Origin of the sequence: Ancylothrix sp. D3o, assembly GCF_025370775.1 — a bacterium.
In the GTDB taxonomy this organism is placed as follows: Bacteria; Cyanobacteriota; Cyanobacteriia; order Cyanobacteriales; family Oscillatoriaceae; genus Ancylothrix.
In genome coordinates, this window is the sequence record NZ_JAMXEX010000015.1 from 24,862 (window position 1) to 48,462 (window position 23,601).

19 protein-coding genes and 2 pseudogenes are annotated in these 23,601 nt (G+C 41.1%); 10 read left to right on the top strand and 11 right to left on the bottom strand.

From position 1 onward, the window contains the following. Positions 1 to 9 precede the first annotated feature (9 nt). From NG798_RS20650 to NG798_RS20680, 7 genes are all read left to right on the top strand, one after another. Complete coding sequence (locus tag NG798_RS20650; RefSeq protein WP_261225596.1) at positions 10 to 1,383, top strand: J domain-containing protein; 1,374 nt, start codon at positions 10 to 12, stop codon at positions 1,381 to 1,383. 90 nt (positions 1,384 to 1,473) lie between these two features. Next, positions 1,474 to 1,944, top strand: coding sequence for a nucleotide exchange factor GrpE (locus NG798_RS20655; protein WP_261225597.1), 471 nt, complete (start codon positions 1,474 to 1,476; stop codon positions 1,942 to 1,944). A gap of 550 nt (positions 1,945 to 2,494) precedes the next feature. Beyond that, positions 2,495 to 2,893, top strand: coding sequence for a hypothetical protein (locus NG798_RS20660; protein ID WP_261225598.1), 399 nt, complete (start codon positions 2,495 to 2,497; stop codon positions 2,891 to 2,893). A gap of 36 nt (positions 2,894 to 2,929) precedes the next feature. Continuing rightward, the gene (locus NG798_RS20665) at positions 2,930 to 3,145 is read left to right on the top strand and encodes a hypothetical protein (RefSeq protein ID WP_261225599.1); all 216 of its coding nucleotides are present in this window, start codon (positions 2,930 to 2,932) and stop codon (positions 3,143 to 3,145) included. After that, positions 3,142 to 3,270 (top strand): hypothetical protein, encoded by a 129-nt coding sequence (locus NG798_RS20670; RefSeq protein ID WP_261225600.1) that lies wholly within the window; start codon positions 3,142 to 3,144, stop codon positions 3,268 to 3,270. The genes NG798_RS20665 and NG798_RS20670 overlap by 4 nt, the downstream gene beginning before the upstream one ends. Before the next feature lie 490 nt (positions 3,271 to 3,760). Further along, entirely contained in the window at positions 3,761 to 3,907 is a 147-nt protein-coding gene (locus NG798_RS20675; RefSeq protein ID WP_261225601.1) for a hypothetical protein, read from the top strand. Continuing rightward, on the top strand, positions 3,892 to 4,206 hold the full coding sequence (locus NG798_RS20680) for a hypothetical protein (RefSeq protein ID WP_261225602.1): 315 nt from the start codon (positions 3,892 to 3,894) through the stop codon (positions 4,204 to 4,206). Before NG798_RS20675 ends, NG798_RS20680 begins: the two co-directional genes overlap by 16 nt. A gap of 1 nt (position 4,207) precedes the next feature. Here the strand turns inward: NG798_RS20680 and NG798_RS20685 are convergent, their stop codons facing one another. From NG798_RS20685 to NG798_RS20710, 6 genes are all read right to left on the bottom strand, one after another. Continuing rightward, entirely contained in the window at positions 4,208 to 5,176 is a 969-nt protein-coding gene (locus tag NG798_RS20685) for an SDR family NAD(P)-dependent oxidoreductase (RefSeq protein WP_261225603.1), read from the bottom strand. Between the two features lie 148 nt (positions 5,177 to 5,324). Beyond that, positions 5,325 to 6,032, bottom strand: coding sequence for a DUF2993 domain-containing protein (locus tag NG798_RS20690; protein WP_375338988.1), 708 nt, complete (start codon positions 6,030 to 6,032; stop codon positions 5,325 to 5,327). A gap of 198 nt (positions 6,033 to 6,230) precedes the next feature. After that, positions 6,231 to 6,545, bottom strand: a complete 315-nt coding sequence (locus NG798_RS20695; RefSeq protein WP_261225605.1) for an alpha/beta fold hydrolase — start codon at positions 6,543 to 6,545, stop codon at positions 6,231 to 6,233. Between the two features lie 7 nt (positions 6,546 to 6,552). Continuing rightward, positions 6,553 to 6,714, bottom strand: a complete 162-nt coding sequence (locus tag NG798_RS20700; protein WP_261225606.1) for a hypothetical protein — start codon at positions 6,712 to 6,714, stop codon at positions 6,553 to 6,555. 47 nt (positions 6,715 to 6,761) lie between these two features. Continuing rightward, positions 6,762 to 7,232, bottom strand: coding sequence for a hypothetical protein (locus NG798_RS20705; protein ID WP_261225607.1), 471 nt, complete (start codon positions 7,230 to 7,232; stop codon positions 6,762 to 6,764). Beyond that, positions 7,232 to 7,558, bottom strand: coding sequence for a hypothetical protein (locus NG798_RS20710; RefSeq protein ID WP_261225608.1), 327 nt, complete (start codon positions 7,556 to 7,558; stop codon positions 7,232 to 7,234). The genes NG798_RS20705 and NG798_RS20710 overlap by 1 nt, the downstream gene beginning before the upstream one ends. A gap of 215 nt (positions 7,559 to 7,773) precedes the next feature. On the opposite strand from NG798_RS20710, the pseudogene NG798_RS20715 reads away from it, so the two are divergent. After that, positions 7,774 to 8,905, top strand: a pseudogene (locus tag NG798_RS20715) (IS701 family transposase); the annotation flags it as partial. A 69-nt stretch (positions 8,906 to 8,974) separates the two neighbouring features. Here the strand turns inward: NG798_RS20715 and NG798_RS20720 are convergent. The 5 genes and pseudogenes from NG798_RS20720 to NG798_RS20740 all read right to left on the bottom strand — a co-directional run bounded on the left by NG798_RS20720 (position 8,975) and on the right by NG798_RS20740 (position 21,965). Then, positions 8,975 to 10,024 (bottom strand): annotated as a pseudogene (locus NG798_RS20720) (IS4 family transposase). Between the two features lie 69 nt (positions 10,025 to 10,093). Then, positions 10,094 to 10,369: an alpha/beta fold hydrolase gene (locus NG798_RS20725; RefSeq protein ID WP_261225609.1), complete on the bottom strand. Its 276-nt coding sequence runs from the start codon at positions 10,367 to 10,369 to the stop codon at positions 10,094 to 10,096. 537 nt (positions 10,370 to 10,906) lie between these two features. Then, positions 10,907 to 16,918, bottom strand: a complete 6,012-nt coding sequence (locus NG798_RS20730) for a response regulator (RefSeq protein ID WP_261225610.1) — start codon at positions 16,916 to 16,918, stop codon at positions 10,907 to 10,909. Positions 16,919 to 17,172: 254 nt separating this feature from the next. Then, positions 17,173 to 18,186, bottom strand: coding sequence for a PleD family two-component system response regulator (locus tag NG798_RS20735; RefSeq protein WP_261225611.1), 1,014 nt, complete (start codon positions 18,184 to 18,186; stop codon positions 17,173 to 17,175). A 1,796-nt stretch (positions 18,187 to 19,982) separates the two neighbouring features. After that, on the bottom strand, positions 19,983 to 21,965 hold the full coding sequence (locus NG798_RS20740) for a DEAD/DEAH box helicase (protein WP_261225612.1): 1,983 nt from the start codon (positions 21,963 to 21,965) through the stop codon (positions 19,983 to 19,985). Positions 21,966 to 22,454: 489 nt separating this feature from the next. Between NG798_RS20740 and NG798_RS20745 the strand changes: the two genes are divergently transcribed. Continuing rightward, on the top strand, positions 22,455 to 22,754 hold the full coding sequence (locus NG798_RS20745; RefSeq protein ID WP_261225613.1) for a cytochrome P450: 300 nt from the start codon (positions 22,455 to 22,457) through the stop codon (positions 22,752 to 22,754). Between the two features lie 43 nt (positions 22,755 to 22,797). Next, positions 22,798 to 23,466 (top strand): glutathione S-transferase family protein, encoded by a 669-nt coding sequence (locus tag NG798_RS20750; protein ID WP_261225614.1) that lies wholly within the window; start codon positions 22,798 to 22,800, stop codon positions 23,464 to 23,466. Positions 23,467 to 23,601: the final 135 nt, after the last annotated feature.

Here is a 23,601-nt window from a genome sequence, read left to right on the forward strand (position 1 = left end):
AGGTTTTAAATGGAAAACAAACAGTGTTCTGCCAATCCTTACGATATTCTCGGTGTTTCCCCGGCTGCATCAAAAGCAGAAATTACCAAAGCTATGGGGCTCGCCATGAAGCGCAAGGAATATCCCCTTCAGGAGATTGCCGCCGCGCAAAAAAGTCTCCTAGACTCACAAAAACGCATCATCGCTGATTATCTGCGTCCGATTTTACCACCGATTAAACGGTTCAAGCGAACAGATTTTTCTAGCATACAAACTACTGCCCCACAATTAAATTTACTGGCAGACTTTGAAGCACCAGATTTGGATATTGAGAGGAAAGTCGTTAACTATATTAGAAACGATATTAATCCAAATTTGCCATCGCATTTCGCCGAAATAGATACAAAGTTAGAAGCCGGGGCACAACTTCCCTCTCAAGAGGAATTATCCGTTAAATTTATTGGCGCTAGTTTAAGCAAACTCCCTAAAGTCATCCCCCAAGCTGAGATAAACCCGGAATTAAAATTTAATGGTAGTCATCTGGTTTTAGATGGGATTAGATTTTTTGCCTGGCTATTTGTTTTTGGCCAGATTTTTTCTACGGTTGTCTTAGCTTTTAACACCGGACATGAATTACAAAAAGAGCAAGAACAAGCACAGAATATCGAATATTTAACCTCATCGGAATCCCCAGAAGTTCCACAGAGACAACAGATAACACAACTATCGGAAACACCGGCTTTTGTAAGGCAAGAAAAACAGCGCTCACCACGAACGGAACCAGTGGTTAAACCTGAATTTTCCGAACTTTATTATGCTAAGGGCTTTCCCCAAAATACCTGTGGCGATCAAGTCCCTAGTGGCACAAATGAGTGGTATCCGGTTTATGTAAACTATAGCGAGGATAATTTAAATCGAGTTCGCAATTTTTACTGTAGAGATGCGTTCAAAAAACAGAGACAAACTGGCGAAATATCGGTTCAAGTTGCCTCGTTCTTGAATCGATCTGATGCTGTAGAGTTTGCAAATATTCTCAAATTTGATTTGGATAGTGGAGAAGTTGGCAAATCATCTAGCTATAATTTTGATGCTCCCTCAGTTCGGGCTAATGCCGCCGATCTATTAAGAAACAAAAGTAATTCATTTCCTCTAAGTTCTTGTGGGGATAGTCATCCAGGTAGGATTAATGTGTGGTATCCTGTCAATGTGAATTATAGCGTAAGCAATCTAAGATTTATGCAGAAAAATTACTGTGCAGATGCCTTTGTTAAATATGTCAGAGAGACTAACACAGATATGATTCAAGTAGCATCTTTTCTGAATATCAATGATGCCAGAGAATTCGCCAATTTCTTAAAAACACAAGTTGGTAGCGGAGAACTTGGCGAAAGTTCAATTTATTAATCAATCACCAATATCTTTTGTGATTTGTCATTATGTCAGGAGGGGCAAAAAATACCCACACCCCTACAAATAACCAATAACCAATAACCCATGACCAATCTAACCTTTAACGCCGAACTGCGAGACGAACTTGTAAACAAATTGGGAAACCTGGAAAAAGAACGAGTAGGACTCCAACAAGAATTACGCGAACAAAAGTCACAAGCAATAGCCGCTAAAGAGGAACTGTTTTTAGAGCTATTTGATGTTTTTGATGCTGTGGAATTTTTACTTGATTATATGGAGCAGCATTCTGAACTTCCTCCTCAATTTATTCAGCGTTTACCTAAGTCTCTCTCAATTGTGCAAAAGAAATTGCTGGGGGTACTTCAGCGGCGTCAAGTTGAACTTTTAGAACTGGAAGGAACTAAACCTGATTTCGATTTTTGCCGGGTAGTGGAACGAGAAGTGCGAGCGGATGTTGAGGATCAAAGCATTACTAAAATTGTGCGCCGAGGATTTCGTCATGGGGAAAAAATTCTGCGACCCATCGAAGTGATTACTTCTAAAAAAGAATCATAATCAGCCGATTACTATCCCAAACCGGCTTTCTTTGTGTAACTCCACAGTTAACGATAATATCCACCAGAGAAACCCGGTTTCTTCGTTATCCCTGGGCTGTGAGAAACCGGGTTTCTTTCTGTAACTCCACAGTTAACTGTTACAGCCTATTCGGGGTAAAGCTGAGATACGCGCCAGTGCGATTCGTTCTGGAAAAATCCAAAATCTGGGGAGATTCCAGGCTTCAATAGAGTAACTTTATCAGGAATTGATTCCGCACTTTAATCCTCTACTGAGGGCAACTTGATACCCCCATTTTACCTTGATAACTCAACTACAAAACCCTACAAACCAGCGCTCCGTAAAGTGTCGGTTTTTTAGTTCCTGGGGTAATGTGGAATCTTAGACTACTAGAGAGAACTACTAGATATTAGTGGCCGGTGCGCTACCCAAGGCAAAAGTTATTATTGTTGACCTATCCCATATCCTATCTAAACTTCGAGATTTGATGAATTTTCATCGAATGTTTGTGCAGTTTACATATTCCTGAACAGCTTTATCTTCCAAACTTATGCTTATACCCTTAATGATTTCTCTATCCCAACCTGTGCAGTTAGCGCAAGCGGAACCATGCAAAATGACGGTATTTTTCAATAGTCGCATCCGGTATGACGATGAGATTAACAATTGCCCCATCTTAAAAGGTACTTTTTATAACGATGATTGGAAAGTTGAGCTTAGCCAGTGGGAGCCAGGACTATATGTTTATCGAGGAACTAACCGGATTACTGGGGATAAAATTGAACTTATGTCTTCGCAAATTGCCGGGACTGTAGATCGACCGCAGTACAGATTCAAAAATGGTGAAGTAGTATATGCTGTCAGTTTCCAACGGTCTGATCCTAACACAATTCGAGTAGAAATATTTGAAAACTCAACACGAATTTTCAATCAACTTTTGAATCGTTAATTATTTTATTCATCCAATAGTTACGGAGGTTGTGTAATGACTTTTCAAGAAATAATTGATTCCATTGAGACTTTGCCGGTTGAAGAGCAGGAATATTTGTTTGAGTTAATCCGTAAGCGGCGAATTGAAAATCGTCGCTCTGAAATTGCAGCTAATGCTCAAGAAATTTTCAAGGCTGTAGACGCGGGAACAGCGATGAAAGGGAACTTTGAGGATTTGAAGTCGTATTTGTTGGCAGAGGACGAGGAATGATTTTAACAACAGATGCGAGTTTTAAAATAGCTTTTAAGCGATTGGTTAAGAAAAATCCTCAGTTGCAAGATAAAATATTAGTGGTTTTAGAGTTGTTAAGTGATGATTTTTTCACCCCTCTTTAAAGTCTCACAAATTAACGAACTAGAGGGGTTATGGTCTTGTTCGGTTAGTTATGATTGCCGAATTATTTTTGCTTTTTAAAAAGATGCAGAAACGGGAAACGAGGTAATCGTATTAATTGATATTGGAAGCCCTGATGAGGTTCATTAGATATGAATTTATTTGAAAAAAGCGTATAATTTGTACACCTTTGTTAATAAATTAGTTAAATAAAATTCAATTAAATTGATTTTTTGAAATTTTCTTAAAGTCTTTTCTACTATCTGCTTTAGGCTGATTTCATAAACTAACATCGGCCCAACTTTTACTACCCACTTAGCTTTTCTCAATAAAATTTAAAGGTATAGGTTATTATAAAATTAAAATCAAATGGCTGGAAGAAGAGGGGGAGATGGATAAAAAGCAACTCTCGGAACGCGACATTTAGACGAAATACATCACCCCTGCCATAACAGGCTGTTGAACATAAAGGGGCCGGTGTCACGCGAGCAAATGCTTCATCTAATCGCCTCTCAGACCGGCTCAAACAAAATACACATTATTGCCACCCCTGGGGAACACCGGCCCATATCTTATCCCATCGGCATCAAAATAGACGTGGACAAATTGCTGCACCGGCATTCATGGACACTTCCCTAGACCAATTTCCACCACCGGCCACCCAACTAACTCCAAATAATGCGAGCCATCACCGGCCCCCTTTACCCAAAGATCCGCAAGCCACTCAACAGTTAGCTAAAAGCTTATTTGGATTCACGGGGGCCGGTAAATGTGATAGATCCGGCTTCTGTAGAAGGGCCAGGGATCTTCGGGTGCCGGTGGATGCAGGGAGGCCGGTGGATGGGGTGCGACAGGCGAATTCTTTGGGGCCGGTGGATATTAAGACATTGATTGAATTGGGTATTTGTTCGCTTAATAAATTTGGTTACTCAAACTAAACTAAACTTTTGGCGATCTCAGAGTAGTTAATAATAACAGTGACCAAGGTATATTAATATTCGGAATTAGCCATGAGTATTTTCGCAGTGCCGGTATGGCAGAGGGGATAAGAAATTTTAGTGACCGCAAAGATACAGGCCGCTCGCCATTTTCGTCTACTAATCCATAATGTTGAGCTAATTCAGCCACAATCTGCACTTTCCCCGTGCGATCCATAACAGTCGGATCTGCTGCCAGTGCCGCAATTACCCGCCCTGTCAGCAAAGGAGTTTCCCAATTGTACCCCTCCCTAAACACAGAACTTTGTGGGTCTGTTGCCTCATTTTCCCTCATTTGAGCGGCTAAACGAGTGATATGTTCGGTGCCAACAATTCCCGGCCAAATAGAAAGTGACGTAACATGATGTGGCTTTAATTCTATCGCCATATCTGCGGCTAGGCGATCACAAGCGGCTTTACCCACAGTGTAGGGCACGCCAAAAATGTAAGACAAACCACCCCAAGAAGAAATGGTGCAAATCAATCCCTGCCGGTGTTGCGTCATCATTCTAGCCGCAAAAACACTGGCTACATAATGACTACGCAATCCCACATTATTACAAGCATCCCAAAAATTTGATTCTTCTTCCCAAAAACCTTTGCCAGAAGCATCTGTTAATGCTTGTACTCCTGAATAAACATTGTTCACCAATATATCAAGTTTGCCCTGCTCATTTTGAATGCGCTCGAATAATAAACGCACTTGTTCATCGTCGCTATGATCTACTTGAATGGGTATGCAAATTCCACCGGCGGCGGTAACAGCTAATTCAGTTTCTCGCAGGCTGCCAAAACTATTATCAGACTCTAAAGTGCGACCTGTAATATATACAGTAGCACCAGCTTCACCCAGCCCGACAGCAATTCCTTTGCCTAGACCTCGCGTTGCACCCGTGACTAATGCTATTTTATCTTCCAGTGGTTTGCTCATAATTTATTACCTATCGCACTAAAAACATTTTAAAGCTTAAGCGAGAAAGGGGTCAACCTAGTATAAAGTTAGTTGATGGTTTACGCCATAAAAAACTGCACTCAAGCGTTTTTATCTTGTTCGGTTAGTATTAAGGTGATAAATTAATTTAATTTGACGGAAATTGCTTGATGTAGGCATTAGCTTGGACGATGATTTTATTTGCTTTAACATTAATTTGTTGAATGTAGAAAGTAGTACCACGATTCGCAACATCATAAAAGCTTAAAATCTCGCTTACTTGCGCGAGTATAGCATTGACATATTCATCTGGGATTTTATTTGCTTCATTATTTTGGTGAGCTAGAATAACTGCACTGGCATTTCTCTCAATTTGAGGAAGACTATTGCAAGTTTGGTAGTTATTCTCTTTACCATTAATCCAGCAAACATGAACGGCGATCACGCCACTTTCTCTAAACTCACACTTTACCTGTTGAAGCTGAACTTCCCTCGGCTGGTTTTTGCATATAAATGGTAATTCAGCATTAAGAAAAGCCGTCAATTGTTCTTGAGTAATCGCCATTCGGACTGAGCCTTCGGCGGGATGCAATAGTTCAATTTTGCCATGCCTAACGCTTTGAAGATTAACAGCAGAAGCACCGATATCAAACTGAAATTCTGCGACTCGGAGATGGCGTCGCAGCAGAAAGCCGAATATCTCAATATTGAGAGCATCTAATTTACCAGCTAACAAATCCTTGAGATTGGCTTTTACCCGAACTTGCAGGTGTTCTGCATCGATCAACTTCGACAATACCATCTCAATGAACTTGTTTACTGTTTGTTCGAGAAGCTTGTTTTTTCCCTGAGTCACGGCTTATGATTGTAGCAACTCATTAATGATATCTTTTAAATCAAAATATTGCATTATTTAAGAGCCCAGAAGGAAAGCTTTATGAAAAAGGACAAAATACTGTCAAAAAGGCTACATCAAGATTGAATTTGTGTCTACAAAAAATCAGCGTAAATTTTCGCCATGTTGCACAAATTCTAGCAAATGCTTTGCCACTGGCTAAGGTCGCTCGAAATGTGGTGCGTGACCCGCTTTAGGAATCCATATAAGCTGGCTGTTTAAAATCGCCTGTTCAAACTTTCTCGCATCCTCTATTCCCAATACATCATCAGCTTCTCCCCAAAAAATCAGGGTGGGATGTTTTACCCCAGCAATGCGCTCCCTCAAACTAGCATACCCCCCACTTTTAGTAAAAGAAGTGATCGCAGCTTTCCATCCCGGCATTTCCTGATGTAACAAATCCCCAACAAGAATAAAAGTTTGCTCTACGGATGCCGGCGGGCCAATTGATTCTCCCAAAGGTCGAGATATCAACCGGCGCTTACTCTAGGTCATTGAATAACTCATCAGATTTTGGCCGGTCAGAAGTGATGAGAATTTCGGCATCTACTGCCTTCTTAATCAAATCGAGACAATACCAATTGTCAAGAGTGCTTATCTGTTTGATGATTTCGTCGGTTAATTCGAGTTTGGTTGGGTGCATGGTTGTCTATAAATAAATTTCAGTAAAACATCGAAATTAACAGAAAGTTAAAGTGCAAGAAAAATCTCAAACCAAGCACTGATTTCTGGAACAGAAGTTAACGTAGGGAGAAAAGTATAACACTCTCCAGTCGAGAAAAATTGAGCAAAAGAATTATTAACCGTATTTGGATAATTCATAATAATGGGTGCGTAGCGTATGCCAGATGGTCGCCAACTATTAGGTAACGTAAATATTGGGAGAAATTGCCCCATTCCCGCCTGAAAAGTTATTTTGGCAGCACCACAAATAAACACCCCAGTGTTACTACGTCTTAAGGATAGAGGGTTCGAGCCAGCGCTCCATCCAGTGTTATAAACTGGGTTTGTCCATTGGCTCGTGTAGTGATCATGCGTTGCCGATGGGTAAGTTGCGGGTTTATTTGTAATCCTTTCCCACGTTAACTCACTATCTCTAGCAATAGCCGGATCTATTTGATTCTCAGGGATTGGTGTGCTATGCCCATATTGTTGAATCATTATTGAGCCTTCGCAAATGTAGCACTCCCCCCACCCACTGCATTAGAAAAAACACAGTTTATGGCAGTCGTTGGAGTCTCTGGTAAATAAAGCTTATGAGTCTGCCTAGGGGGAACATAATAATCGTAATAAGTGGGGCTGGCAGGTGTTGCAACAGGGGCAAACCTAACAAATAAATCAGCATCACTGCGATTATTAATAATTAAAGCTTTTCTGTTAGCATTTGCCGCCGCAAACACTGCTGCTGCTGTTGCTTGGGGAATGTTTATAGGAGTTTGCCAGCTTAACGCGGTTGGTAAGGATGGTGGCGGGTTGTGAAGATACATAGTTTTACCTCTATTTGAACTCATCAAGAAAATCAGCACCACTATCACAAAACGATGATTTTCTTACATGAAAGTTAGTAGTGCTAGAAAGATAACTTTCAACATCATTAAACCTGTCGTCTATAGGTCTATGCTTAGCGGTACTTAAACAAAAAAAAAGAGCAAAACAAGCTATAATGCTTGAAGAGCAGAGAGATAAGGTTAAACCAGGAACGATGAAAGAAACCACCCCCGCTGCCATGCCACCCTGCTTTGATAGATGGTGCAAAAGATTTGACGATATCTTTGGTCATAAGGCCCAAAAACGGGACTGAATGAACTATTTAGGCGGATTATTGGGCGAAAGTGAGCGAAAAAACCGTTCGGCTGACGCTCACGGCGAAGCCTTTCCCAAATGGCAGCAAACAGTCTAGGAGTGACTTACCACAAGTTACACCCTTTTTTAACGGAGGCCCCTTGGAGTGCAACGGAACTAAATCAACGCCGTCTTTTGGTAATGGATCAGTGTAGGCAAACCAAGATTAATCGAGGCTTTAGCCTAATTATTGATGATTCTGGACACCGCAAAAGTGGTAATTTTACAGAGGTCGTGGGAAGGCAATACATAGGAGAAATCGGAAAAACAGACAACGGAGTAGTTATAGTGACTAGCCATCTATATGATGGAGTAAAAAGTCTACCCTTAGATATAGAATTATATCAAAAAGCCGACTCATTACCCCAAGGCAAGTCCGACCCAGAATTTAAAAAGAAACCCGAACTAGCCCGCTAAGTTAATAGACAAAAGTTTAGCGAGAGGATATAAACCTGGAATAGTGCTAGTTGATGGAGGGTATGGAAATAATACAAGCTTTTTACAAGAATTAGAAAAAAGAGAATTAAAATATATGGGAGGAATTGCCAAAAACCGTAAAGTAATAATTGAAAAAGGCAACGGGGAAAAAGAATCTCTCACAGTAGCTTAGTTAGCTGCATCGTTGCCCTCAGAAGCTTTCACGAAGATTGAACTATCTCCTGAAAAAGCGAGAAGTGTGTGGGTAGCAACAAGAGAAATAGAGCTATCAAAGTTAGCAGGCAAGAAAGTAATCGCTATCGTAATGAATGCAGAGACTTTCGAGGAAGCAACTGAAATTGATTACTTAATCACCAATTTTGACTCATTAATTGCCACACAATAATGGGTAGTAAAAACCTATTCACAAAGAAATTGCATTGAAGTTTTCTATCGGTAAGAGCTCGTGATGGTTAGGGCTAAAGGAATATCAAGTCCGAGATAAACGCAGCCTAAAAAGGCATTTAATTTTGGTGTTTTGTGCTTATAGTTTCATCCTCTGGCATACCTTAACGCAGAAATGTTGAATGTCGTTACAAAACTTTACATAAATGATGATAAGACTCTTATTAAGGGTTAAAATGTCAACATCGCATAATATCTTCCATCCAATGGACATAACTAATTTTTTGGCACATACAAGCCTGTAAATAGCGGAATTTCTCTAACATTTTATTACCCCATTCTTGGGGAATCGATACAAGTTGTAAAATCAGATAGGCTATGAGACTAGCATAAATTTGTATGCCAATCCCATTGACATTTTTGCTGATTAGTCTATCCAATTTTAGGTGCATTTTTAAAAACTTCCATCCTGAATTCAACTCCCCAACGTAAGCGATAAATATCTCTGATTTCATCATCGCTAATTGCCGCCTCACCATCTCTAGGTAAATTAGTGACTAAGCGAAATTCTGTTTTAGTTTCTACATCGCAAAAATTCACAACTCTATAAGAGTGAGCTTCAGAAGATGAGCCAATTTTTATTAATCCAGTTTCTTCGTCAAATTCGAGTTTCCAATTCTTTTGAATTCGCAGGACAAAATATTTATCTTTTTGGACTGCGAATTCTATTAAATCTAGTCCGGCAAATCCTCTATCCATTACACCGAGTACAGACGTTCTGCCAGAACGTCTCTACATTTGGAGGTAATTCAGATATCATTTTTGAGCCAAATTTATAATCATGTGTATCTCCAAAATTTACCAAGCTCTCTTCTAAACTTCCCTTGGACAAATTTAGAGAACTAAAAAGTTTTACTTGATGATATCCTAGACTCCATAGTAATTTACTCGTTAAGGTAATGACGGTTGAATCAATTGGACATATAGCGTATTTATCCCGGAATTTAGTAGGAACTTTTTTCTGGACTAACCGATTCAGTTGAGCATAAATTTTCTTAAATATTTCATGGCTTCTGTGATTGTTGGCCTTGGAAAATGTTGAAATTCTTACGTCAATCCCTGTATTATTTAAAAGGTTAAATAAGTCCCTCATACTGGCGCGAGCTATTACCCTGGGCATAAGCCAACCAACACTCAACGTACAGGCGGCTGTTCAAAACAGGATAATCCTTTTTAGGTAAAGTTTTGAGGATGTCTTTGACAATTTGCGGAAATGAGGTTACAATCATTATCAATTATTTGTTTTAATTGTTTCCCCAAAATTTACCATATTTTAGGCGCTTTTTTTCACCTCGTTCTTAACATTCAACACTTCTGGGATGATGCAAAGCAAAATCAAGCGCAACTGCACCTCCTAAAGAAGCACAAACTAAAATGATAGGTCGAGTAATCCAGCTTTTTAAAATGCTCAACAGATGCTGACGGATGTTGTAAGGATTGACTGCAATAGTAGGGAGATATTCCGTAAATCCGAAGCCGAATAAATCCAATGCCCAAATCTCTCGATTAGTTGCTAATAAAGGAAGCAAATGCCGAAATTCTAGCAGGGAACTATCAAATCCGGGGAGTAACAAAATCGGGGATTCGTTGGATACCAAGCTATCGGGAAAGTAGTGAATATAGGCACTTGCAATTGCCGTTTTCCCTTGCTCAAAGCGAACTGGAATTACCTGGCGCTGAAGGTTTACAAGAAAGTTGCAAAAAATCAGCGAACATTTGTTTTAACCAACCACAGATTTTTTTACTAAAGCTATAGCTATTCTATGATAACGCAAGCCACTTGCATGAATGCCTTCCGGTATAAACGTGCTATCCTTCCCACATACCGAACTAAGAGACAAACTAGCCAGAATTACCGGCATTCATCGGTTCTCGCCTAGGCAAAATGCAACCACCGGCCTTTAATTTAATATGGGCCTCAAACTACCATCTGCCTGCCAAGTTAACACGCTCCAGAATTTGTTCTAGCGGAATCAACCAAAATTCCCCCTACGGCCATTGAGTCCAGACAACCACAATAAAGTAAAATTTTATTGCAACTAATCGCTGTAACCCTTACCCAAGACCGGTGGGGGTTGTTTAAAATTTTCGGCTGGGCATCGCTTCTTTGTTTATAATTCTTGAGCCAGAGTATTCTTAACACGCCCATACTCAGCCTCGATTTCAGCAAATAAAAGAGAAGCTTGATCTAATTCACCATCACCACTTATGGCTTCTAACCGGCCACAAAGCTGAGCAAGATGAGCCGCACTCAAGTTTGCACTACTGCCTCTGAGAGTATGAGCAGCTCGCTTTAAGGCTTGAGCATCAGCTTGAGCTATTGCAGAACTCATAGCTTGTAGCAACTTTGGCACCTCCTCAAAGTAGCAGTTTGTCAGCAACAGCAAAATTTTAGTTGAATCTTCATCAATCGCTCTACAGAAAGCTTGCAGTTCTGCAAGATTAACCGCCGGCATCTCAACTTCTGGCTGATTAGTATCTAATTCAACCTTCTGGGGTTGTAGTTCTTTGCGGCTTGTTCGGCATTGGCTCAGCGCTTCGATCAGAGCCTCTAGACGGATGGGTTTACTTACATAATCATTCATACCTGCATCAAGACAAACCAGGCGATCACCCTGCATAGCATTCGCCGTCATTGCAATAATCCAGGGACGAGCATCAGCAGGCCACTCCTGGCAAATACGACGGCTGGCTTCTAACCCATCCATTTCTGGCATCTGTACATCCATCAGCACTAGATCATACGGCTGGCGACGCAGAGCTTCCAAAGCTTCTAATCCATTCGCAACAACATCCGCCCGATACCCCAAACGCTCCAACAGAAGCAGAGCAACCTTTTGATTAACTAAATGATCCTCTGCTAACAGAATTCGCAGTGGAAATCTCTCAGCCAATTTAACATCATCCTGAACAGCGGTAGGAGGCTGTTGTTTAACTTTTGTCGGTTGAGCCTGTAGCACCTGAGTAAGCACTTCATAAAGCTGGGATTGTTTGATGGGTTTAGTTAAACAAGCCGCAAAGTGGGCCAATATTTCTGAAGAACTCGCTTCTGGTTTGCCTATAGAAGTCAACATCACCAAAGGTAAACGATGAAACTTAGGATTTTGGTGGATTCGTGCGGCAAGCGTAAGACCGTCCATCTTAGGCATTTGCATATCTAAAATAGCCATATCAAACGTTTCTCCATTCTCAAGCCAGTTGAGCGCTTCGGAGGCCGATTGAGCAGCGCGAGTCTCCATCCCCCAAGTCTCAGCTTGCAGCGTCAGAATTTGCCGGTTAGTAGGCTGGTCATCCACAATTAATAAACGCTTGCCAGATAGTTCTGGTAGCATTTCAATTTTTTCGCTCAAGTCAGCAGCAACAGCAGGGGCTACAATCGTGAAGTAGAAAGTGGAACCCCTTGTGACTTGATGAGGCTTAGTGGCAAGCCATTTTGCTGTAGGTCTTCCTCCGACGTTACCTCCGCTCTCAACCCAAATCATGCCGTTCATCATTTCACTAAGTCGCTTACTAATCGCCAGACCTAAACCAGTCCCTCCATACTGGCGAGTCGTGGAAGTATCTACTTGACTAAAAGACTTGAAGAGTCGATCAAGGCGGTCTGCTGGAATACCAATGCCTGTATCTTGAATGGCAAACTGAATTTCATATAACTTTTCAAGCGAGTTTTCTGTCTCGGAAATCGTTTTGTCAGAGTCAATTAGAGAGGCTTCTACCGAAATAGTAACTTCCCCAGTTTCAGTAAATTTAATCGCATTGTTGAGCAAATTAACTATAATCTGACGCAGACGAGTTATATCACCCACAATCGAGATCGGAGTCTGAGGGTGAATCAGGTAGCCTAACTCAATTTCCTTTTCAGATGCTTTAACGGCAACTAAGTCGATGGCCCCTTCTATACTGTCCCTTAAGTTCAAGGGGTGCATTTCTAACTCCAGCTTCCCAGACTCAATTTTGGAAAAGTCAAGAATATCGTTAATGATGCTCAGGAGGGTGTCGCCACTACTACGAATCGTCTCAATAAAGTCTCGCTGTTGAGCGCTGAGTGCTGTATCGAGTAATAGTCCCGTCATTCCAATAACCGCATTCATGGGAGTGCGAATTTCATGGCTCATCATCGCCAGAAAATCACTTTTCGCTCGGTTCGCCGCTTCTGCTTCCCGTCTAGTTTGCTCCAAAGCTCTGTTTTTGAGAGTTAATTCTTCTCGCTGTCGAGTTTCTTGCTCTAATAATTTGGCTTGAGCGAGGGCAATACCTACTTGATCGGCGACGGATTCTAGTAATTCGACTTGATCGGCGCTCCAACGACGGTAGCGATCACACTGGTGCAAACTAATAGCGCCATTCGGCTCTCCTTGGTAAGAAGTCCTCACTGCTAAGGCGGATCTCAAATTGAGCTTGGTACAAATTCGCTGATCCCCGACGAGCAATGAATCGCAATAGACATCCGGGGAGGCTATCGCTTTATCTTGAGTCATCAACTTTTCTGTATAGCCAGGACTGGTTGCCAGAAGGTCAACCTCCGCGCTGGGGGAAGATCCCAGTGCTACATACTCTGCAACTACAGGAAAATGAGGCTGTGGGTTTTCTTCGTATGTGCTAATTAAGCAGCGACTGACGCCAAAAGCTTGCCCAATCTGAACAGCCGCCGTTTCAAATATCTGCTGAGCATTGAGGCTTTGACGAATTTCTTGGGTAATTTGCTTAATCAGGAGAGTTTTTTCTAATTCTCGTTGTAGTGCTTGTTCTGCCTGCTTGCGATCAGTAATATCCTTCATAAAGCAGTGGTGCCCCACAAAGACATTTTGCTCGTCATAAGCAGAAACCATCACAACTTGTTTATAAAAGCTAGAGCCATTTTTTCGCATCCCTCTAGCTTCGGCTTCGACTCTGCCGTCTCTCAACATCTGTCTATAAGCAGCCACCATCTTCTGAACATCTTCAGCATGAACAGTTTTTTGCCATGCCATCCCTACCATTTCCTCTGGCTGATATCCGCAGATGGCCGCATAAGTGACATTGGCAGAGATATAGCGTCCATCAGTATCCAGTCGAGAAATTCCTGCTACGGCATTTTCTAGCGCCGCGCTCATTTGTTGCAATTCCGCTTCGGCTCGTTTTCGATCACTAATGTCAATGAGGATGCACCCTACTGCTATAGGCTGGCCGGCATCCTTAAAAATCGGGAAGTGAGAAGCGAGCCAGTGGCGCTTGACACCGGCCAGGCTTGGTAGTTCTCCACTCATTTCTAAATTAATCGAAGCTTGGCCAGTTCCTAAAACCTGTTGTAACAACCCATTCACTTCACCGGCAAACTCACCTAGAACCTCTTGAGTTGCCTTGCCTAAGTGAGCCTCCACAGGATGACCATTAATTTCAGCTAGTGCCTCATTAATTTGTAAAAATCGAAAGTGTTGATCGTGAATGCAAAGCCCCACTCCTGCTAAGGAAGCCCCGTTAAAGAAAGCATTTAATAATTGCTCTCTGGCTTTAATTTCCTGCTCTAAGTTTTTGCGCTCGGTAATATCGCTGTGAGAACCCGTCATCCGAACAATCGCCCCTGTTTCATCAGAAAGCGCTTGCCCTCGACCCAGAATCCATTTGTAACTGCCATCCTTGCAAAGTAGACGATAATCTACACAGTAGAAGGGTGTCTTTCCCTCAAAGTGGTCTTGAATCGCTTGCGTCACCCACTCAAAATCATCTGGATGAACTCGCTTGCTCCATTCGCCGAAGTCATTTGAGATTTCATGCTCCTCGTAACCTAACATTTGTTTCCAGCGGCTAGAGAAAAATACCTCATGGGTTTTGACATTCCAATCCCATACCCCTTCATTGGTGCCGCGTAGCGCGAGTTGCCACCTCTCTTCACTAGCTTGTAGGGCTGTTTGTGCCTGCTGCTGTTCGATTTCACTACCCACCCACTGAGCCATCAGCTTTAGCAATTCCCGATGGGCTGATTTAAAGCTGTCTGCACGGGGAGATGTACTAGAAAAGCTGAGCGTACTGTAGACTTTGCCTCGAACTAAAACTCGGATTCCAATATAAGCTTCCATCCTAAAGCCAAGATAGGCAGGATGGTTTTGCCATTTGGAGGTGCCTATATGGTGGATGCTTAGTGGCTCATCCCTATGTAAAACTTCGCCACACAATGTTTGATTAATATCCAAGCTCTCCCCTGGTTTCAAGACTTGACCCGGTGATCGCGCAACCATCACTTCATAACGGTTATCTTGGACGAGAGCTAAAATTCCGAATTCAACCCCAAAAGTCTGACATCCCATGTCAATCAGCGCTTGTAAGCGCTGTTCAAAATCAAGATTAGGGGCAGCAGTGACTTCATATAAATCTCGTATCGCCGCCTCTCTTGTTCTTAGTTCAGTTTCAGCTTTTTTACGTCTCTTAATTTCAGCTTTCAGATCGCGGTTAATTCTCGATAATCTTTGTGTCCGTTGTTGAACCCGCTGCTCTAATGTAGCGTTAGCGTGTCTAATTTCGGTAAACTTTTGGTTGAGTGCAATAGCCATCCATTGAAAATTATAAGCAAGGTCATTGATTTCGGTAACAGAGCTATGTTTCCATTCAAATGTTTTTTCTGAAAGCTGGTTCGGTAAGTCAGTAGTCGCACGAGCTAAATAGGATAATGGCTGCACCAGTCGTTTGCTAACTACCGTAGCAAATACAAATGCCAACATTGTGATGACTAAAAGAATAATTAGGTCGGTTTTGTAGCGCTTTTGTAAATTTTCTATATAAGGAGCGGCTGGAATTTGTAAGCGTAATCTCCAGTTCAAATCAGGGCTAACACTAAACTCTTGTATATATATAGAGTTTTTCCAGCGCATCATCGGATTATTGCCCTTGCTAGGAACCCACTGCTGCAAGCTTCCCTCTAAGGTGTGGATGCTTCCCTCCTTTGAGTTTTTAACACGGCTCAAAAGCTTTTGATCGGAGTGATTACTAGCAATAACTTGGTTGTTTTGATCGAGCAATGTAATGCTTAGGGGCTGATTTTTTCTGTCGAAAATGTATAGATTTTGTATCTGGCTCAACGCTAATGAACCGTGAATCAGCCCAAGAAAATTACCTTTAACTTGCAGGGGCACATTCAACCCTACATGAGGTTCGTCTATTAATAAATCTTTGTGGATAGGAGTCATCCAAGGTGTTAACCGCTCTTGAGCCTGGGTTATTAAAGATTTATGTTCGGTGTTTTGTTCAATCAACCGCTGACGGGTTTGATTTAAAGAAGAAGAGGCAGCTAAAATTATCCCAGATGAATTGGCAACATAAATTTTGTCGAAATCTGCAAACAACTGCTCGATCAGGCTAATGTCTTGTTGTAGCTGCTCTGATGATTGAATCACTGGATTAGTAGCAGTGGCGGCTTCAGAGAGGAGCGCTCTTTCAGCTAATTGCGTCAAAGCTGCGAGGTGTCGCTGATGCCATCTGGATATTGCGCCTGAGAGATTGGGTGCGCTTGTTTGTAACTCCGTTTGCACGGTCGTTTGGATTTGGTTAACAAAGGCTCTACCATCCAAAACTAATAAAAGTAGCCCTGGAATAAAGACAAAAGCAATCAACAGATGAAAAATAGTTTGTTGTAAAGAAAGGGCATGAAGATGGTTTGCATGGCGAACCCACCGATTAATCGGCGCATAAGAAATGATTAAACTGGCAACTAAAGCATTAAAAATGCCGTTGACTGCTTGTTTGCACATAACAAGGATGAGTTGATTCGCCTCCATCTGCATTATTTGACCGTAGAAAAGCCAAACGAGAGGCATCCCAATTAAGAACCAGTAAAGCCCATCAAATAACAGGATATTTGGCTGTTTCCGCTTGCAAAAAAAACCTACAAACACAGCCTCAATTACTAAGATGATGGTGGCGTAGGGATGATGCCAAAGAAAATAAGTATAGCTACCTGCTATTAGAGCGCCTAAACCTCCCCAGAGCCAGCCGAAGTAGTAAGTAATAGTCAATGTGGCAATGCTACCAAAGAGGAAATCAACCCCAAATAAAAGAGACAAACTGAAATAGTTACCCAGAAAACCCACACCCGTGAGAAGGGCGAACAAACCAAACCATTTTTTATTAAGCACTGCTCTAGCCTCTTTCATAAACTCCTAGTCTTGCTATTTGTTGAATATGATTTAATTTTTTTTAAAATGAGCTATAGAATCGATATCGGTGTTGATTTAAAAAATTTTATACATCTGGCCTCGCTTTCTTTTAGTTTGAAAAGAGCAATCAAGCCTTATTTATGCACCGCTTTGATTTCTCAGCCACTTTTCTAAGCTCCTTCACTAATATTAATAATTGCTCTCAAAAAAAATTTCCAAATCAGGAGAGGCATAGTTTTTCTTGTTTTGAATCAACCGTTTAATTTATTAATTGAATGAACCTTTGTACAGAAAGTATTTCGACCTAGAGCTTTTGCCTGATAGAGCGCTTGATCTGCCGCAGCAATTAAAGTTTCTGGCAAAGTTCCTTGGCTAGGAATCACCGTGCTAATACCGAAACTGAGGGTAATGTAATGATTCGGACAAGTCTCATGGATTATTTCTAAAGCTTGGATGTTAGCCTGTATTTTTTTGACGATGTGGATGGCTCCCTCTAACTCTGTGTCAGCTAAAATCACTACAAATTCTTCACCTCCATAACGCGCTACTAAATCCCCAGATCGATTAATGCTGCGGTTTAGAGCGGCTGCAACTTGCTGTAAGCATACATCCCCTGCTTGGTGTCCATAAGTATCGTTGTAAAGTTTGAAGAAGTCAATATCACACAAAATCAATGACAAAGGAGTTTGCTGCCTGATCATGCGTCGCCACTCCTGCTCTAGCTGTTCGTCAAACTGACGGCGGTTCGCAACGTGAGTTAAACCGTCAATTAATGCGAGGTATTTTAATTGTTGATTAGCGGCCTCTAGTTGGTTGTAAAGTAGGGTTTGTTGCTTTTGCAAGTGGAATTGCTGAATCAACCGCCGCATTCTCTGTCGCAGAACAGCCCAGTGAATTGGTTTAGTAATATAATCTGCTGCACCGGCTTCAAAAGCTTGATCGACAGATTTTTGGTCTTCTAAGCTTGTAATCATCAAAATAGGTGGGCGCTCACTCTCAGGAATGGCGGAGAGTTTTTTACAACAAGCAAAACCATCCATCGTGGGCATGACTGCATCTAATAGGATAAGGTCTGGATGTAGTTCTTCGTATGCTTCTAGGGCTGTCACCCCATCACTCGCTTCTGCCACCTGGTATTTTTCTTTCTGTAAATATAGCCGCAGTTGTAGGCGGATAAAGGGATCATCATCCACAATGAGAATTAGAGAGGCCGTTTCTGGATATGGGTTAGCCGAACTTCCTGAGTCTTGTAAGGATTGATACATATTTCATCGTGCAAGGGGTAGTATCTTAATATTCGTATGGGGAAGTGGAACTCCACCTTAGCATCGTAGCAATTCGAGGAGGGAGCTTAACCTCATCGGATGCTTTGCTGATGGTGCTTCCGGCTTAATAGTTTTGGATAATTTTGGAATTTATCAACCTTACCTTAGTGCTCAGCAATAACAGAGGCATCGCTTGAGTTTCGGGTTTTTTGTGAGTTGTTCCAAAAAAGCCAAATTATCTATCCTCCAAATGGAGACATGGAGTAGACTCGCATCAGAACGGTCGTTTGCTCTTCGGTGTCATAATCGTTTTAAGCGAGAAGAGACGGCGAACACATCCCTACGGCCTAAATCGGAAAGACAAAGTTTGACAATCTCGCTGATGGTCACTTCATCAAAGATGAGTAATATCATCTTAGTCGGCATCATACCTAGTGGTAAAGTCTTTTAGAGCTTTGTTGTAAAAAATAAAAATTTTAGGATTTGTTAATTTTTTTAGAGATTGAGAACAACTAATACTTGATTGCCTAAAATAAATTTCTTCTTATTGACTCACCCCGTAGTTGATATTAGTCTTCAGTGAGAGCGTACATTATTTCAAATCCTTATTTTTTAATATCTGAAACATTAAGGAAGGAAAAACAAATAAGTTGATGACTTATCCGTTGTAATGGAAAAAGTGCGTTTATTGCAATTTTCCCAAAGTAGAGATAAACTCACAACGGATTTTTCTATTTAACTATTCTAATTTACTTTTGAAACCATGTTGTTTTTCTAGTTCAATTGAGTCAGAAATGAAAAATAAATTATAAATTTTTATCAAAAAATCATAAAAGAAGGTATGCCGCTTTCTTAAGCTAAAAAATTAGGATGGGGTGAAATTAGCTATATAATCCAACTTTTGGGATGCAGTCGAAATACTATCGTCAAGGGAATAGAAGATGCACGAAAAAATTGACGATCAGACACTCAATATTTCCAGAATTAGAAAGACTCGTAGGGGGAATAAAAAGTATTATGTCTACTCAAAGCGGCATTGATGTAGCATTTTTATAAGTTTTCAAATAACACACTGCCGGAGAGCCAATAAATGAGTTAATCTGAACTAATTTGAGACATAAAGAAATAGCTTCTGGACTACGAGCAGCAGGTTTTACCATTAGTCTCCCCTTAGTTGGCAAATTATTAAAAAAGCATGGATATGGAAAAAGGAAAGCCCAAAATAAGCAAACAATAAAAACTACTAATCTCTTCCTAGAATTGGTCGATTTTGATGCAGTTTTTCGGTAGGTTTGTTACAATGATGACAAACATTTCCTTCTGATAAAATGCTCAGTCCCAAGAAAATTTTTCCCTCAACTTGAGTACAAGTTTCAACCCTGACTCCAAGCAAGGCTAATAGATAGTCCAGATGGAAGCTGATAACGGTAAATGTATTATTAGGTACATTTGACACCATAAACTCAGGAGAGCCATCTCAATGAGCCAATAAATTCTCAATGCTCATAACCAATATCGGGCAGAAGTTGGTGTTACGCCTCTGACTTGATCCGATACTCTAGCCAATCATGCTCAGGAGTGGGCAGACTACCTGGCTTCGTTGGGAGGAATCTTGCAACATAGCCAAAACACGGGTGAAGGTGAAAATTTGGGGATGGCATCATCTGGCTACTTTAGTTATACCCAAAAGATTGAGAGTTTTGGAAACGAAAAGCAGTATTTTATCGATGGTATATTCCCCGATTTGACCGTATTTATCACGCCCAGAAACAATCATGCTTGGTATGCGGTTTGATTTAATCCCATTTCAAGCGGAACATTACTTTGGCTGTCTGGTTAAATCCGGTGCTGAATATTCGGTTAAAGTCTTCTTGGTGGAGAAGTTTTAAACATTTTATTTCGTCGCTCTTCCAAACTTCAATAGTAATATTTAATGCTTGGGTGATAGTTTTTTCTACTGCAAACAGTCCGCCATTGTGTTCGAGAAAGTTAGCGGTTTCTTGAGATTCATTGGCTAGGTACTGAAGGGATAATTCCCACTGTTTGGCGTATTTGTTTTGAATCAAAGGAATGCCAGGTTTCTCAGGGGGAGTAGTTTTTTTGGTTTCGGCTATTTGTGGTATTTTCTTGTTCTGCTGGGGTACTTTTTGTAATAGTTCATTCTGGCGTTTTTTTTCTCTAAAGGCGAGAGCGGCAAGTCGATTTTTATGCCGATTTAAGCCTTCTACATATAGTTCGTAGGCTTTTCTTGTTATCCATCTTTCTTCGGGTTCTACGAAGGCGACAATTGCTCTCCAATCTCCTAAAGTAAATTCTGAGATTTTTTCGATAAATGTCATGTAAATGGCTTTATAAATTTCGGATGCTTTGGCTTTTTTCAAGTTTTTGGTGATAATCATGTTATATATTTCGCGTTTCCTGGCTGTTGATGTGGTTAAATCAATTTCTTGGATTTCGGGATGAATGCTGGTTTTGATTTTAACGCGATCTCGGTAGTGAGGGTTGTTGTGTTCGGAGGTTTGAAATTCTACTTCTTGGCCACAACTAGGACAAATTGCTAGATGATGGTAAAGGAGTGTCCCGTCATTTGTGAGTTCGGAATATTGGGGTTTTAATTCATCATTGAGGGGTCGGAAGATATGGGTACAATGGGTGCATTTAATAAGGCCCCATTCTCTGTCTGATTGATTTACTTCTAGGGGTTCTAAGCTCCATTTACGTTTTTCATCGGGTAAACCTAGGCGCTTCCAGTTATCGGTTAAGTCGATTAAAATTGCTGGTTGTCTTGTTATTAAGGGTCTTAACGCTCTGCCTAACATTTGCAACCATAATATTTCTGAAATTGTGGGTCTAACGCAGATTACGCAGCCTATGCCTTCGACATCAAAGCCTTCGGATATAATTTGATAGTTGGTTAGAATTTGGATTTTTCCATCTCGATATTTTTCTACAATTGATGCTCGTTCATCTGGGGGGGTGTCGCTATCTAGGTGTTCGCATTTTATATGATTTCGGCGGAATATTTGGGCTATGCTGCGAGAATGTTCTACGCTGGCGGCGAAGATGACGGTTTGCTCTCCACCTGCATAGTTTTTCCAGATATTTAATATTTCTTCTAAGCTTATTTGACTGTTTACGGCTAAGGCTAATTCTGTGGAAAGGAAATCAACTTTTCCTTTTGTTATTCCTGTGGTGTCTATTGATTTATCAGTCGCAAATAATTTGAAGGATGATAAATAACCTCTGGAAATTAGTTCGGCGGCACTTACTCCGGCAACTAAATCATCAAATAAGTCTTTAAAGCCTTGTCCATCTAAGCGCTTGGGTGTGGCTGTGACTCCTAAGATTTTGGCGGAGGGATAAGCATCAATAACTCGGCGATAGGATGAGGTTGTGGCATGATGTGCTTCGTCTATGATGACGAGTCCTATATTTTGTGGGAGGTCTTTTTTATGAGATATTGTTTGAATGCTTGCTACTTGGACGCGACAGTGTGGTTTAGGTTTTACTTTGTATTTAATGATTCCTATTTCGGTTTGGAGTATATGAGAAAGTTTATTGACTGCTTGCTCAATGAGTTCTAATCTATGAGCGATGACTAATACTCCTTCGCCTGCTTTTAAGAAGCGCGATGCAATGGATACAAAACAAATTGTTTTGCCGGCACCGGTGGGTAATTGAGCCAAAACTGCGCGATTTCCTTGTTTCCAAGAATTAATTACTTGGTTTATCCAGAGTATTTGGTAATCCCGAAGTTGATAAAGGTTTGTTTTTTCCATAATTTTGTGTCTCTCTTGATTTCAGGGTTTTTTCAGCGGAGGTATGTCTGAAATTATATATTATTTTACGGCAAATGTTCAAGGAGTGTAGATATTTGATGGCTTTTTAATACTATAGGCTGTCTATTTTGTGTCATATTATGTTTGAAGTCGGCTGTATTATTGAGCGTTCTATTTTTAATTATAGCAGTGTCAATAGGTTTATTTTTGTTGTTTAATTTGGGTTCTATAAGACTTTTTTTTGCTAAAAATATATAATTGCCTGGACGTAATCCTAGAGTACCTATTTCTAGCCCAATATTCTTTTATTTCTCCACATAATGAGCTTTTTCAATTGGAGACATAAGTCTACTTTCTTCGCTGATAGGTAAGTTGCGAGTTGGACAAAGCAGAATTTTCTATCTTTTAAAACCTAGATTTTATCGTTTTTAAATATGGGAAAACTTTACTGAAAATAGCTTTTTGTTGTTACCAAGACTATCTTGCTCAATGCTTGCAGCAGGAAGAGATTTAGAAGTTTATGCTAATCCAGAGGACTTTCTGCGGAAACGTGGGTTAGAGAATGATAAAGAAACAATTTCACTGCCAATGATAAACTTTGGGTCAGTGTCCCATCGTTGCTTAAAAGAGGATTTATCAATGCGTGAAAAAACGATGATCTTAGCATTATTGCTACGCCACTTTGATTGGGAATTAGTTAACGGTCGTTCTTCTTTACAAGACTTGCAGCAGAACCTCTTAATTTATCCCTCAGATCGAATGCCGGTGAGTTTTCAAAAGAGGAACTGAGGCAGAATCAGAATATAATGCAGCTTTAACCGATTAAAGCCCCATGCTAATTGTCCATCATCTCAATGTTTCCCAGTCCGAACGAGTCATCTGGTTACTAGAGGAATTAAAGTTACCCTACCAACTGCGTCTGTACCAGCGAGATCAAACTACGCAGTTTGCACCGGCTGAACTACGCTCTATTCATCCGCTTGGCAGTGCGCCGGTGATAGAAGATGGTGATGTGGTGATGGCTGAATCTGGTGCAATCGTTGAGTATGTGCTCGCTCGTTATGGAAATGGCCGGCTTACAGTACCCGTTGCCTCCCCGCAGTATCCTCATTACCTGTATTGGTTCCATTATGCCAACGCCAGCTTGATGAACCAGATCGCTATAAATTGGATCGCAACAATGGCCGCCGGGACTTCTAACAACTCTGGGCTGCTTTCGGTTCTACACGAACGTCTGGAACGCCACTTGCAAATGGTAGAAAATCACCTGTTGCAAGCCACCTACTTTGCCGGAGAGGAATTTACGGCTGCTGATATTATGATGCACTTCCCTTTCGGGACGATGAAGGCGTTCTATAATGTTGGCCTCGACAACCGGCCAAATATTAAAAGATGGTTAGCTACCCTTAGCACTCGCCCTGGCTACCAACAGGCAATGAAGGCGGCAGGACATGACCAAGATCCGGCCCTTGAATGGGACACGACCCGAAGGGCATTGTGACATTCAAACACCGGGTGATCACACTTTTCTGTTTAGTAACGCGCTGAACCCTGTTATGCAAGGCTGTTCAGAAAATTAGGTGTCGTCTCAACAGGTTAGTCTAGTCATGCCGGTGGGGGATAAACCAGCCCTAGA

Coding starts and splice junctions, on each gene's coding strand:
- NG798_RS20750 (WP_261225614.1), top strand. CDS start 22,798: ATGCTAATTGTCCATCATCTCAATGTTTCCCAGTCCGAACGAGTCATC.
- NG798_RS20660 (WP_261225598.1), top strand. CDS start 2,495: ATGCTTATACCCTTAATGATTTCTCTATCCCAACCTGTGCAGTTAGCG.
- NG798_RS20700 (WP_261225606.1), bottom strand. CDS start 6,714: ATGCACCCAACCAAACTCGAATTAACCGACGAAATCATCAAACAGATA.
- NG798_RS20740 (WP_261225612.1), bottom strand. CDS start 21,965: ATGGAAAAAACAAACCTTTATCAACTTCGGGATTACCAAATACTCTGG.
- NG798_RS20655 (WP_261225597.1), top strand. CDS start 1,474: ATGACCAATCTAACCTTTAACGCCGAACTGCGAGACGAACTTGTAAAC.
- NG798_RS20745 (WP_261225613.1), top strand. CDS start 22,455: ATGCTTGCAGCAGGAAGAGATTTAGAAGTTTATGCTAATCCAGAGGAC.
- NG798_RS20665 (WP_261225599.1), top strand. CDS start 2,930: ATGACTTTTCAAGAAATAATTGATTCCATTGAGACTTTGCCGGTTGAA.
- NG798_RS20650 (WP_261225596.1), top strand. CDS start 10: ATGGAAAACAAACAGTGTTCTGCCAATCCTTACGATATTCTCGGTGTT.
- NG798_RS20730 (WP_261225610.1), bottom strand. CDS start 16,918: ATGAAAGAGGCTAGAGCAGTGCTTAATAAAAAATGGTTTGGTTTGTTC.
- NG798_RS20685 (WP_261225603.1), bottom strand. CDS start 5,176: ATGAGCAAACCACTGGAAGATAAAATAGCATTAGTCACGGGTGCAACG.
- NG798_RS20680 (WP_261225602.1), top strand. CDS start 3,892: ATGGACACTTCCCTAGACCAATTTCCACCACCGGCCACCCAACTAACT.
- NG798_RS20710 (WP_261225608.1), bottom strand. CDS start 7,558: ATGTATCTTCACAACCCGCCACCATCCTTACCAACCGCGTTAAGCTGG.
- NG798_RS20675 (WP_261225601.1), top strand. CDS start 3,761: ATGCTTCATCTAATCGCCTCTCAGACCGGCTCAAACAAAATACACATT.
- NG798_RS20735 (WP_261225611.1), bottom strand. CDS start 18,186: ATGTATCAATCCTTACAAGACTCAGGAAGTTCGGCTAACCCATATCCA.
- NG798_RS20670 (WP_261225600.1), top strand. CDS start 3,142: ATGATTTTAACAACAGATGCGAGTTTTAAAATAGCTTTTAAGCGATTG.
- NG798_RS20705 (WP_261225607.1), bottom strand. CDS start 7,232: ATGATTCAACAATATGGGCATAGCACACCAATCCCTGAGAATCAAATA.